This is a genomic window from Paenibacillus sp. y28, from assembly GCF_037137075.1.
Classification (GTDB): domain Bacteria; phylum Bacillota; class Bacilli; order Paenibacillales; family NBRC-103111; genus JBBBNV01.
On sequence record NZ_JBBBNV010000012.1, the window covers coordinates 52,228 to 65,609 of the forward strand.

Sequence of the window (13,382 nt, forward strand, 5' to 3'; positions counted from 1 at the left end):
TTCGTTTATTTTATTGTGCTTTTGTCGTAGGGAGCTTTCCAGTGGAGGCTGTGATTGATCGCTACGGCAGCACCAGCTCGCCCTGTTCGGCAAGCGTGTTCAGGCTGGAGGCCTTAATTCGTCCGGGGGATAGTGTGTACAGGGTATCCCCGATGTATACGATTCGCTCCAGCGTCTCGTTCTGGCTTACCCAGCGGTCACCGGTTTTTAATTGGTCCTCGTTCGAGAGGTGGGTAATGGTTCCCTTTTGTCTGAAGCCGTTGGCCAAATCAACCTGGTACACATACGCACCCTGAAACCGGAAGGTGCCGTAAGCCGGGCTTCCGTCTGCATTCGTACGGCCGTCATTGTCCATGACGGTAACCGGGAAGGCCAGAAGGTTGTTCTCTTTTGAGAACAGGAGGGCCTTGTGGTTGTAGAGCAGCTCCGAATAAGTACCCGGCCCGCCGATAATTTCCTTGAACTGCTCCACCGGCTTTGTGACGTCGCTCACATCAAACAAAGACAGCTTCATGCCAAGCTGTACCGCTCTGGTGACCGGTTCCCCCGGGGCGCCGGAGCTGTTTTTCACGGGGATCTCCATGGTTTCTTTGCCAAAGCCGATCAAATGGTTTTCATCGTAGGGATGCAGGTAATCGCTGAAGCCTGGAATTTTGAGCTGACCCAGCACAGCCGGCTGCTGCGGATTGGTCAGGTCAATGGCAAACAGCGGGTCCGTATTGCGGAATGTCACCATATATCCCCTTCCTCCCATAAAGCGCACGGAATAAATTCGTTCGCCGGGAGCGAGATTTTCCACCTTGCCCGCCAGCTGCAGCTTGTCGTCCAGCACATACATGCCGTTCGAGGAATGGTCGTCGCCGGACCAGTCGAAACGCTCCAGGGTCGTTGCTGCCCGCAAGTACCCGTTATATTCATCCAAAGCAAACTGATTGATGAGACGGCCGGGAATTTCGCCTTTTTGCATATAATGAACTTCGCCGTTGTGCAGCTTAAACTGATAAATCACACTTGTCCCCGCCGCTTGGCTCGCATTCTCCGCTTCGGTTACGGCAAGCTCGCTTCCGGCCTTCACCATGGGCTGAGCCAGCCGTTCGTACGGATACTTATACACTGTCACATACAAGTGATTTTGCGTCGCGTATACGTTTTGTCCAGAGCCGATATAAGCGGAGATGCTGGCGGCTTGCTGCGGCTTATTGAGATCGATTCCGGCGATCACCATATAATTGGTGTCGGGAGAGCCCGGGAAATACCGGATTCGATCATAATCGAGCTGCTGGTCCGCTGTCCCTGACGCCGAATCCCGGTAAGCCGGAACGGCGAATTCCTCGGACCCGTTCATGATTTGGTACATGGGGATGCTTTTGTTGGAGATGAAGTAGAACGCAGAGCCGATTTTTCGGGAGGACACATAATGTCCCTCAAGCTCGACTTCCTTCTCCAGGCTGGGCTGCTCCCGATTGCTGATATCAAACAACAGTGCTTTGGTGCGCGGTTCGTAGCGGACCAGGTCGGGCGATATGAACCGCTTGGAGATAGGAGGAACGGTGAGGCTGTCTGCTTCTGCGCTGGTTTGGCTCGCTGCTGCAGGCTGGTCCGCATCCGCTGCACCGGACGCCGCGGATGCGGAAGCCGGGGCGGCGCTGTCCAGCATCGGAACCGGCTCAACCGGATTCAAAGCCCGAAGCGGCGCAGGGGATGAGCCGATGACGAGAAGGCGGTTTCCATCTACATACAGCTCCTGCGGATATAGCGGCAGCTTTTCCCCGAAATGAATCATAGAGGCCACCTTCATTTGATTGGCTGGAACTGCCGACGTGATGATAAGCCGTTCCCGGTTTAATTGATACAGGAATTGGCCGTCCGTTTTGACCACATCGCCTTCATCGACGCCTTCAACCTGTGTATTGGTACGGGAGTAATCGGTCTTTCCCGCCGCAGAGTCCGTGTCTTGGGAAGCCGCTGGTTTGGCTTCAGCCTGCGGAGCTGCATTGACGGCGCTTCCTTCCGAGGCTACATTGGATTTGCTGACCAGAGACGGGGATATCAAATGTTCGCCTTCTCCGGTGCGCGCGGCTTCGGCAAGAATGCTTTTTAGGGTGTCCGCGGAGCCCACTACAGGCACGTCGTTCCTATCCTCCAGTATGACCGATTGTGACGCCGCATCCCAGCGGACAGCCACAGAAAGTGCTTCGCTAAGCGCTCTGGCCGGCACCATCAGGTGTCCGTTTACCAGCCGGGGAGGCTGCTCGATTGGAATCGCGGAACCGTTTTTGAGCAGCTCGGCTTGACTGACGCGCAGCGTGACGCGAGAGCCGTTTTTCTCCACCACTGCAGCTTGCTCCGCTTCATTCCAGTCTACGGTGGCCCCGAGCGCTTCTGCCAGACCGCGCAGCGGCACAAATGTAATATTGTGCTCTAGCCGGGGCGGCGCCTCCAGTGCCAGCCGCTGCCCGAAGGCAATGACGGAGATCGAGCTGCTCGCCAGGCTTGCCGGTGTCAGGACAGCTGACGCAGAAGAGAACAGAAGCAGAGGAAGTGCAGCGGAGACAAGCCATTTTTTTATCCGGCGTCTCGAATAGGCCATAAACAGGGTCCTCCTTTGTTTTTGATTTGTATTTTTTATACAGAGCTGTTTATAGATTGGGTCTTATTTCGGATAAACGGGCAGGAAGACGCCTGCCTTGAGGAGAAGGGGAAACCATGGATTCGGAAGGAACAGCAGCTGCTGTTACAGACGAACATGAATTGGTAAATGTTGCATCGTTTTAAGTTGTATTTATTTATGCAGAAAAAGAACAGGCCCTAAGGCTAAATTTAGCTAAAAAAGCGAACGTTTGTCGAAAAATGTCTTTGCATATTTCGTTACTTTCTCGTAAAATACAAAATAAGACATTTAGGGCATATTTGATTACTTTAGAAGTCAGAATAACTAACTTAAGAGGGAGAATGGGGTTATGGCAGGTGCTTTAAGTTCCGTGCCGATGGCGGCAGAGGTTGTGCCGTACTTTCAGCCGATACTGTCGCTGCAAACGCAGACGGTGACGGGGTATGAGTCACTCGGACGAAGGCTGCAGGGAGGACAGGCGGGCAGCCTGGGCCCTTTTTTTCAAAATCCGGAGATTTCCGATGAAATTCACTTGGCCATCGACCGTATTCTCCGTGAGAAAGCGCTTCAGCGCATTGCGACAGCGCCGCATACGCCGCAGCTTTTTATAAACCTCAAGCCTTCCTGGATGATGCGCTATTATGAAAGTGAAGCCAAGCTGCCGACGCTGCAGCTGATGGCGAAGCACGGTGTGGACCCGCGCCAAATTGTAATTGAGATTACCGAGCAGGAGTTCAGCGGACGGCTGGAGCAGCTTTCACAGGTTGTGGAGCAGTACCGTGAGCTGGGCTGTCGTATCGCGATAGATGATGTCGGAAGCGGGTTTAGCAATTTCGACCGGATTGCGCTTTTGCGCCCGGATATATTAAAAATTGATTTGCGCCTGATTCGCAAAAGCACGCATCACGAGGGGTACCGGGCTTTGCTGCAGGCTTTTTCGATACTTGCTTCGCAAATGGGGGCTTCGCTGCTGGTAGAAGGGGTGGAGACAAGAGAGGAAATGCAGCTTGCTCTGCTTGTCGGGGCCCGGTTCGTACAGGGGTTTTTGTTCTCGCCGGCGGTGGCGGACTTTATGGAGCCGACCGTATTCCGCAGAATGCTGCGGGAGGAGCTGGACTGGTTCAGCCAGGGCCAGTTCAAGCGTTATGAGGAATACGCCGCCGTGGAACGGCACTTGAACGAATGGTTCGCCTCCAGGGTTACGATTGCAACCGCTGATGAGGCGGATCGGGTAATTGAAGGGCTGTTGCCCCGTATGACGGACAATTGCGTGAGGATGTATATTTGCCGGGAAGACGGGTGTCAGGTCTCGTCCAACTTCGTACGCAAGGAGGGGGAGGCCTGGGAAAGGGATGTTCAATTTCAAGGCTCGAACTGGGTATGGCGGCCGTATTTCATTCCGAATATTCTAGCCATGAATCAGTCTGGCCGGGGAAATCTGTCACAGACGTATTTTGATCTGGACAGCTCCCGAACCCTTCAGACGTATTCTTGTCCCATCGGCTCAGGCTTTTATATTTTTTGTGATTTGGCGACGTAATCGCCCGGTGTATGCTGTTTTGCGGACTGGATCAGAGAAAGTGGCCCTGGTCCGCAAGGCGATAGTATGATCTTCCCATGTGGTCGACCGACCGCCGTCATGCAGCGAAACACCGCGCGCGGGGAGCTGCGCGCGTGCGGCGAGGGAAGCCTGGGAGGCGGGAAATGAGGCGTCATATCGCGTAAACAACCGTAAGTCCGAGGTTAACCATGACAACGCGCGCCGGAAACGGCGCGCGTTGTGCTTGCTGCATGTCAGCTGTGTTGTGCTTGGCAGGGTCAAGCGTCTGTAGGGGTTCAAGCCTGATGCACGCTCCCGCATGTGGTCAACTGCTCGCCGTCATGCCGCGAAACAAGGCGCGCCGGGAGCTGCGGGCGGTGCGGAGGAGCCGCGGTTGTCGGGGAAATCCGCTTACAGGGGCATGGCCCTATGTGTTCACCCATTCCCGCCGCAGCTTGAACAGCTCGCGCAAATCGGAGGCCGAGAGCTCGGTGATCCACTGCTCTCCGCCGCCGACAATATGCTGGCTGAGGCCCTGCTTCCGCTCAATCATCTCATCAATCCGCTCTTCCAGTGTGCCCAAGGTGACGAACTTATGCACCTGCACGTGCTTGGTCTGTCCGATACGGAAGGCCCGATCCGTGGCCTGGTTCTCTACAGCGGGATTCCACCAGCGGTCGAAGTGGAACACATGATTGGCTGCGGTGAGATTCAGCCCGACCCCGCCTGCCTTCAAGGACAGGATAAGCACGCCGCAAGTCTCTTTCCCCTCGGCAGCAGGCGCCTGGAACCGCTCGATGATAGCATCCCGTTCCTGCTTGGGGCATCCCCCGTGCAGGAACAAGATCGGTTCTCCGAGCTCCTTGGACAGCCACGCTTGCAGCTGGTGTCCCATTTCAACGAACTGTGTGAACACAAGGCAGCGATCCCCTTCGGTGCGGAGCTCGGCAATCATTTCCAGAAGCCGCTGCATTTTGACCGAGCGCTCCTCAGTGAAGCCCTCGGTTTGCTCTTTACTGTAAAGGGCGGGGTGATCGCACAGCTGCTTGAGCTTGGTCAGCACAGCCAGAATTTGCCCCCGGCGTTCCATAGGGGAGAGCTGCTCCAGCTTGGCGAACAAGTCTTGAATAACCTGCTCATACATGGCGGCCTGCTCCGGGGTAAGCGATACATAGGCTTTGGATTCCTGCTTCTCAGGCAGATCCAGCTCAATCGCCGGATCATGCTTGACCCGCCGCAGCAGGAACGGGCGAATGAATCTTTGAAGCCCTTCGATCAGGGAACGGTCGCCCCCGCGTTCGATTGGGGCGACGAAGCGGGCGGTGAACTCCCGCAGCGATCCTAAATATCCGGAATTGATAAAGTCAAAAATCGACCATAGCTCGGTCAGCCGGTTCTCCATGGGAGTTCCCGTCATTGCGATTCGATGGCGGGCCTTCAGCCTTCGAACGGCAGAGGATTGCTTCGTGTAAGCATTTTTGATGTTCTGGGCTTCATCAAGGCAGATGGCATTCCATTCGACCATCCCCAGCTCGGCCTCATCCAAATGAGCCAACGCATAGGAGCAGATAACGACGTCGGCTTCCTGAGTTGCTTCCAGGAAGTCGTCGCCTTTGGCGCGCCCTGGTCCGTAATGCAAATGAACGGTCAATTCAGGAGCGAACCGCTCCAGCTCCTTCTGCCAATTGCCGATGACTGAGGTCGGACAGATAAGAAGCGCCGGTGATGACGGGTTCTCTCCTTCCTTGACGGAAAGCAAATACGTTATGAACTGAACGGTTTTCCCTAAGCCCATGTCATCGGCCAGGCAGCCCCCGAGACCGAAGCGGCGCAGGAACAGCAGCCATGAGGCGCCTTCGACCTGATAACGTCGCAGCTGCCCGCGGAAGCCCTCCGGCGGAGTAAGCAGCGGCAGGGAGGAGGCTTCACGGAGCTGATCGATAAGCTGAAGCAGATGCCGGTTCAGCTCAACCTCAATTCCCTCCAGACCGCTCCCGGCCGTCTCCTCGCCATCCCCGTCCAGAGGGGAGCCGAGCAGATGCAGCTCCAGCACATCCCGCAGTGACAGTCCGTCCTTGCGCTTGACGCGTCCGAGAATACGGCGCACCTGCTCCAGCTGCGATGCATCCAGCAAGACCCATTGCCCGCCTGCGCGGACAAGCGGATTCCCCCCGGCCAGAATGCGCGCCATGTCCTCCTCTGTCAAATCGGTATCCCCGATGGCCAGGCGCCAATCGAACTGCACGATTTGATCCAGGCCAAACAAGGCCTGCTGGGGCGAACCGACAGAGGATTTGATCTTGGCCTTCAGGCGGGTCCGGGCAGGGGTTAACTGCTCCCACCAGGCAGGCAGCAGGACGGGATAGCCGAACTGCACCAGCCGCAGGCTGGCTTCGGACAAGAAGAGCCATGCTTCACTGTCGGTCAATGCCGTGCGTATATGCCGCCGTGCTTCGCCTTCCTGAAGCCAAGGGACGAGCAGCGTCCATTTTCGAATCGCCTCGGCCGCTTCGTCTAAAGAGGGCAGCCACGCTTCCGGGGCGTCCTCAGCCCGGTACGGTCTGCCGAAGGGGCTGCACAGCACCAGCTGTTCGGGGTTTTCCTTGTCCTGGAGCACAACCTCCAGCAGCCATGGTCCGTCCAGCACAGGCTCGCTCAAGCGCAGTCCCGTACGGAAGGGGCTCTCCTCTTCGAGCCAGCCGATCGAGCGGAGCCAATCGTTCTCATCGCGCCACAGCTCTTCCGGGACAGCTCTGTCATCGAGTATGGCGGAAGCGGCCTTGAGCTGGGCTAATCCGCGGTACATGGCCTCGCCGCGCTGCATTTTCTCTTCCAGCAGCCGTTCCAGCCACTCCTCCAAGTAAGGAAGCGGGCTTTGGACGTCAAATGGCAGCTTCCAGCCGATTTGGCCGCTCTTCCATTTCTCGAAGTCCGGCAGCAGGGAGCCGCTTTCCAGGGCTTTCATCAGATTCGGCGCTATCCGCAGCAGATCCAGGCCCTCTTCGTCCCACTCTACGCTGAAAAAAGGGTTGATGGAGGCCTCGGGAGCCGACAGCAGCTCCAGTGCGAGCAGCGGAGGGAGCAGCAAGCCATCCTTATGGTCCAGCTCCATGCAGTCAACAAATGTTCCGTAGCTTGATCCTTCATGCCAGGCGAACAAATGATGCTTTAACACGGGGGCGGCCATGGTGTATCGGCGGGCTTTGAGTATTCCCCATAAGAAGAAATTGCCTGTTGGCAGCCAGCGCAGGTGAAGTTGTACGACAGCCGAGGAAATCATGTCAGCAGCTTTCCTTTCTTCAGTTCTTCTTGGAATGCCCGCAATCTGCCGTATTGGAGCGAGAACCGGGCGATAAACTCATGGAAGCGCCCGGTTTCTCCGGCTGCGGTATACAGTGTCTGCAATTTTTTCAGCATTTTCACAGCCATCCGGTAAGCTTCCCTGTTGCGCTGTACGACGAGCCGATCAATCGCCTGATGGTATAACGGCAGCAACATCCTCGGGTCAGCCCCTTCAAGCTGCTTCAGCTCCAGTGTGGACAAATCGTATGGGGATGCAGCGTTATATAAATGCAGGCTCATCCACTCCTTGTAACGCCCATGCTGCAGCAGGAAGGCGCTCAGCTTGGCATAGCTGCGGGGCAGCATGGCGACGAGCGCCGACTGCCATTCTTCGGGCGATCCTTCGTGCTTCAGGGCTTCGTTCCAGTAGTCCGCAACGAGCTGGAACACAGCGGGCTCGGCCTTTTTCATCAGCGGCAGAAGCCAGCGCAGCCAGAACAGCAGTCTGCTCCAGGCTTTGGTCTGGTAAAACGAGTTCAAATACGGCAGCATGTCCTCGGCATGGGATTCTCCCAGCAGGCTTAATCTGGCCGCTGCCTCCTCATCCCTGCCTCCCAGCACTGCAAAATGGGCCTCCGCCAGCCGGGTCAAGTCTCTCTGCCGGCCATTCAGGCCCGGCTCTCCGCGCAGCTTGGACAGGCGCGCTTCCTCGTCGCGGCGATCGAGCCGCAGCAGCTTTAACCACAGCAGCCGATACACGTGCAGCCAATCCACGATTCCAGCGGGCTTGCGGAACAGCTGTTCATGTAACGCGAGATTCAAGGCCAAGGCTGCGGATTGCTCCGATGAGGCGCTTGGGTTCTTTACCGGCGTGGCCGCAGAGTGGCCATTTCCCGAAGTATCTCCGTCTGAATGCTCCGAATGGAGGGAGGAGGCGCTGTCGCGATGGTCGTCCTTGCCATTCCCGGTCGCGTCTTTGACCGCTTGGTTCAATTTCTCGTGCAGCAGCTTGGCAGCCTTGGCATACAGGCCGGGAGAGTCGTAAGGGCTGCTTCTCGGCATCCGGGCCATGTCATCGAGCCGCTGCATTAAATAGACAATGCTTGAAGCGATATAAAGCCTGCGCAGCCCGGTGTTCCACCACGAAATTGGCTGGGTCAGCATCTGCAGCGCCGCTGCAAAATAGTCGTCCAGATGGTTGCGCTGCTGGGCATGTGAGTGTGCGAACCTTCCATACATCTCTTCAAAAAAGCCGGACCATCGCTCCGCAGAATCGGTTTCTCTCGGCACAGCGCCCGGCTTGGGCTCAAGACCCGTCAGCATCGTCGTCAGACGGTGCAGGGAGGAGTCGATGCGGACCGAGGCTGTTCTGGATTTCAGGGCATCCGGACCCGGTGCGGCCATGGAACGGACGAACTCATCGGGCCGTCCGCACACCGCTGCATAAGCGTACAAAAAAGCGCCCGCCATATGCTCGCAGTAGCCTTCTTCCTCACAGGTACAGGAGCTGGAGACCAAGAAGGTCAAATCCAGCTCGGCGTCAAATACCCGTGAGCCCTGCACCTTTGCCGAATATTTAGTCTCGTCCTGAATTTGCGCATTGTAGACGAGGCCCTTTTGCTGGTATTCCAGTCCGCGCCGCATCACCTCGGCATCGAAATAGGTGCGAATGTCCGCAGCCAGCGCTTCCATCTGTTCCTTGCTGATTTGTGTTCGTAGCATGAACCAGCTTCCCGCCTTTTTCCTTACAGATATCCTTTCATTATATTACATTTACACCGGAAAAGAGAAAAACCGCCGCAAACTTTTCTTTGGATGCCTCATTTTTTACTACAAGCCGGACCAAATCTCGAACAAGCCGATGAAATAAAATGTCTCCCGTTATCATTTGACAAGGCGGCCGATTTCCTGGTTAGTTCTTGCCTGGAGGCAAAAAAACGAAAAAACGCACCTTTCGATGCGTTTTTTCGTTTGGGGTTGAGAGTGAGAGTGGGTGGGAACTGCTATTGCCTTTGGACGGGCTTTGCCTTTATGTTATTGTGCAGTTGCTGCCGCGGTTTCAGCTGCAGCATTGGCAGCGGCTTCCTTGGCTTTCTCTACACGCTCTGCAAGCTTGATGTTCTCTGCTTTAACTTGCTCAAGCAGCTTCGGAAGCACTGCCTGGATTTGGGCAGCGTCGCCGCTTTCGATAGCAGCGGTGAATTCGTCTTGAAGTGCCTTGCGGGCTTCAGCTTCCGTATTGTCCTTGGCAGCCGCTTGAGTTCCGTCCGCATTGGCTTGTGCATCCGAACGGCCTTTGCCTTGTCCTTCTCCGCCGCGCTCATGGCCCTTTCCTTTGCCGCCGAAGCCAAGCTCCTTCAGCTGTGCCTCGTATTCATCCTGCGTGATAGCCCCGCTGTCCAGTTGAGCCTTCAGCTCATCCATTTTTTGCTTTTGCTCTTCGATTTTTTGCTTCATTTCCGCTTTTTGCTCGTCGGTCAGCTGCTGCTTGGCTTCTTTTCCGGTTTCTTTCCCGGCTTCCTTGCCGGCTTCTTTGTCTGGACGCGCCGGCTGCAGTGCTTTGAGTTGTGCATTCAAGCTGTCGCGCTCGGCGAGTGCGCTGGCCCATTCGGACTCTGAATCCGCCGCGTACTTCTCAGCCAGCAGGCTCAAATATTTAGTTTGATGGACGTTGCTTTGGCCAAAGCCCCATCCGCCGCGGTTCATGCCAGGGCCGCCTTTGCCGCCGCCGGGATGCTGGCCTTGTGCTTGGGTTTGCGCGGTGCTTGCAGTAGTAGTAAGAGTGCTGCTGTCAGCAGCATATGCGGCAGCCGGAATGGCAACAGCGAGTGCGAGAGCGGCAGGGATAAACGATTTTTTCCAGGATTTCATAAGAAATTCCTCCTCAGTGAATAGTGTATTTGGGTGAAGCAGCGTGTGATTTAAGCTTCAGTTGTGTCTTACAGGTATAACTATAACGGCGGAATGTGGCATAAATATCATAAAAATATGGGCAATTGTGGGATAGGCCTATGACGCCACCCGTAAAAAAAGCCCGTCCGCTGCTCACAAGAATAGCGGATGGGCTTCTATAAAAGAAGGTGGAGTGATGAGAAACGGGCTTACTCGGTTACAGTCGCGTCAGCCCCGCTTGCGTCAGAAGCGTTTTTTAAGGCCTCTATTTTTTGAGCCAGCTGGGTGTTCTCTTTCTTGATCTCATCCAAAAGCTGCGGCAGAACGGCTGCGATTTGCGTGGCATCGCCGCTTTCGATGGCTGCATTGAATTGCTCCTGCAGCGCTTTTTGGGCGTCAATATCGGCAGTATCGCCGTTCACGGCTTGGGTCCCGTCGGCCGCTTGGCCCGGCTGGCCCTGGCTGTCGCCGCCGAAGCCGCCGCGGTCATGTCCGGGCTTGCCGCCGACAAGACCAAGCTCCTTCAGCTGCGCGTCATACTCCTCCTGTGTAATGGCGCCGCTCTCCAGCTGCGTTTTCAGGTCATCGGCTTGCTGGCGTTTTTGTTCCATTTGCTGCTTCATTTCTGTTTTCTGCTCGTCGGTCAGTGCTTGTCCGCCTTCACGGTCGTCTTTTCTATTTTCCCGGGACGGCAGCACCGCCTTCAGCTGCTCCTGCAGGCTGCTGCGCTCAGCCAGGGCGCTTTCCCACTCATCCTGCGAAGCCGGTTCGTATTTCTGAGCAAGCAGGCTCAGGTACATCGATTGATGAACGCTGTTTTGGCCGAAGCTCATGCCGCCGCGGTGCTCCATGCCGCTGAAGCCTGGCGAGCCTCCCCGTCCGCCCTGATTGAACGGCTGCTGAAGCTGGGTCTGCGCGGCCGGGTCGGTGGTCGTAGTGGTGGTATCAGCGGCAAAGGCGGCGGCCGGAACAGCGATGGCAAGTGCAAGCGCGGCAGGGATAAGGGATTTTTTCCAGGATTTCATAGCATATTCCTCCTCGGGATATCGGTTATTGGGTACAGACGAAGCGGCGGGCTGACTCGTAATAAGAACACCTATTGCTCTGCGTCTTGTGATGATGCAGGGTTCTTGTTCCTGCCCGCGTGGAAGGGCTCCGTGCGGGTATGGCGCTGGAGGCCGTTCGCTTGGCATTTCGTCTTACAGGTACAACTATACGGGGGGAATATGGCACAAATATCGGAGGAATATGGGACAATATGTTGAATGATGGAGACAATCATATAAAAAGCCGGCCTCCCGCCAAGCAGCGGTTCAAGGCCGGTGATATGAAAAATGAATCAACACGTGTTTCGCCGCGCGCCTGCTCACCGAATTGATTCATGGGAACCAATCAGCCGGTACGGAATCGCGTTCAACGAGGGTGAAGCTTATTCCTCCTCTGTAGAATCGGTTGACGCTGCCAGAGCGGCAAGCTCGTCGATTGTATCCTGAAGAGAGGTGTTGCCGTTTTTATATTCTTCCAGCAAAAGAGGCAGCAGCGTCTCGATCAGCTCGCTATCTTCGTTTTGAATCGCCTCGTACAGCTGCTCTTGGACGGAGAGTGAAGGAAGCTCCGTGTCCGTCTCGGTTGTCTCGTCCGTGGTGACGGACTCAGAGGTGTTCGCCTCGGTGCTGTTTGTGCTTGCCTGAGTCGCGTTAGGGTGCTGTCCGCCGCGCGGCCCCTGCAGTCCGTTTCCGCCTTTGCCTGCAAGTGCGTCCTGCCCCTGTGCTTGTTCGCGGCTGCCTGGGTGTCCTCCTGGACCACGCGGCCCGCCAACAGCTTGTTTTGGCCCGCCGCGGCTGCCGCTGTCCTTTTGCCCCTGGGCGCGATCTTCCCATCCGGTGGTTTCATTGCTTCTTTCGGATCCGCCGAATACGTTACGATCCAGACCGAGCGCCTTCAGCTGGGCGAGGTACTCGTCCTTGGTGATGGCTCCGGCGTCCAGCTGCGCTTTCAGCTCGGCGAGCTGGGCTTTTTGGGCATCGCGCTCGGCCTTTTGCTCGTCGGTCAGCTCGGCAGCCGCGCGGCTGGAATTCGCGCCGTCATGATCTGGCAGCAGCGCCTTCAGCTGGGCGAGGTACTCGTCCTTGGTGATGGTCCCGGCGTCCAGCTGCGCTTTCAGTTCGGCGAGCTGGGCTTTTTGGGCATCGCGCTCGGCCTTTTGCTCGTCGGTCAGCTCGGCAGCCGCGCGGCTGGAATTCGCGCCGTCATGATCTGGCAGCAGCGCCTTCAGCTGGGCGAGGTACTCGTCCTTGGTGATGGTCCCGGCGTCCAGCTGCGCTTTCAGTTCGGCGAGCTGGGCTTTTTGGGCATCCCGCTCGGCCTTTTGCTCGTCGGTCAGCTCGGCCTGCGCCCCGGTACCGGCAAAAGGATTATTGTTATGAAGGCCGCTCGTAACCGTTTTGATTTCGGTTTTCAGGCTTTCGCGCTTTTCCAGCACCGTGGTCCAATCAGCAAGGGAATCCGGAGCATATGTATTGACCAGCTGCTCGATGTAGTCCGTGCTCAGAGCTGAGCTGCCGAAGGCTTTGCCTTTTGGCTGGAACGAGGCAGGGGCTGGCCGCTCTGTGCTTGCTGCCGTGCTTGCGGAATTGGTTGTATCCGCGGCCATCGCCGCTTGCGGAATAACGAGAGCTAGAGCCAGAGTGGCGGGTAGCAGTGTTTTTCGAAGTCGTTTCATCATGGATTCCTCCTAATTAAGATGTCATCGTTTCATTCCCTGTTACATGCGGTTCTCCAAGCGGCAGCCCGCACTTTAGTTATACTGGAACAATGTGGTGAAACTATCGGAGGATTATGGGCAATTATGTAAAAGGGTGGTGGCGGCTTGTACATCTCCCGGCGCGAAGACGGCGCCACAAAAACCACAGGCGAACGGCCGGCAGGCAACTCCTGATTGGCGTGCGGCGGGACTCCGATTATTTCGTGGACCCGGGCGTACAGAGTTTCTTTTTGCGCACGGTTCGGATAAGATGGTAAGTAAACTGCGCGGTGGCGCCGGCTTCGATGGGCGTA

Annotated in this window: 7 protein-coding genes; 1 reads left to right on the forward strand and 6 read right to left on the reverse strand. The window is 56.4% G+C overall.

All coding sequences use genetic code 11. The features are described 5' to 3' along the window. Positions 1 to 61: 61 nt before the first annotated feature. Positions 62 to 2,590 (reverse strand): beta-propeller domain-containing protein, encoded by a 2,529-nt coding sequence (locus tag WBG83_RS11720; RefSeq protein WP_336745212.1) that lies wholly within the window; start codon positions 2,588 to 2,590, stop codon positions 62 to 64. Between the two features lie 370 nt (positions 2,591 to 2,960). Between WBG83_RS11720 and WBG83_RS11725 the strand changes: the two genes are divergently transcribed. After that, positions 2,961 to 4,151 (forward strand): EAL domain-containing protein, encoded by a 1,191-nt coding sequence (locus tag WBG83_RS11725; RefSeq protein ID WP_336745213.1) that lies wholly within the window; start codon positions 2,961 to 2,963, stop codon positions 4,149 to 4,151. A gap of 427 nt (positions 4,152 to 4,578) precedes the next feature. On the opposite strand, the gene WBG83_RS11730 is transcribed toward WBG83_RS11725, so the two are convergent. The 5 genes from WBG83_RS11730 to WBG83_RS11750 all read right to left on the reverse strand — a co-directional run bounded on the left by WBG83_RS11730 (position 4,579) and on the right by WBG83_RS11750 (position 13,050). Further along, complete coding sequence (locus tag WBG83_RS11730) at positions 4,579 to 7,431, reverse strand: DEAD/DEAH box helicase (RefSeq protein ID WP_336745214.1); 2,853 nt, start codon at positions 7,429 to 7,431, stop codon at positions 4,579 to 4,581. Beyond that, the gene (locus tag WBG83_RS11735; RefSeq protein WP_336745215.1) at positions 7,428 to 9,155 is read right to left on the reverse strand and encodes an SWIM zinc finger family protein; all 1,728 of its coding nucleotides are present in this window, start codon (positions 9,153 to 9,155) and stop codon (positions 7,428 to 7,430) included. The genes WBG83_RS11730 and WBG83_RS11735 overlap by 4 nt, the downstream gene beginning before the upstream one ends. Before the next feature lie 312 nt (positions 9,156 to 9,467). Then, on the reverse strand, positions 9,468 to 10,304 hold the full coding sequence (locus tag WBG83_RS11740; RefSeq protein ID WP_336745216.1) for an SHOCT domain-containing protein: 837 nt from the start codon (positions 10,302 to 10,304) through the stop codon (positions 9,468 to 9,470). A 230-nt stretch (positions 10,305 to 10,534) separates the two neighbouring features. Then, positions 10,535 to 11,350 (reverse strand): hypothetical protein, encoded by an 816-nt coding sequence (locus tag WBG83_RS11745; RefSeq protein ID WP_336745217.1) that lies wholly within the window; start codon positions 11,348 to 11,350, stop codon positions 10,535 to 10,537. A 404-nt stretch (positions 11,351 to 11,754) separates the two neighbouring features. After that, positions 11,755 to 13,050, reverse strand: a complete 1,296-nt coding sequence (locus WBG83_RS11750) for an SHOCT domain-containing protein (RefSeq protein ID WP_336745218.1) — start codon at positions 13,048 to 13,050, stop codon at positions 11,755 to 11,757. Positions 13,051 to 13,382 lie beyond the last annotated feature (332 nt).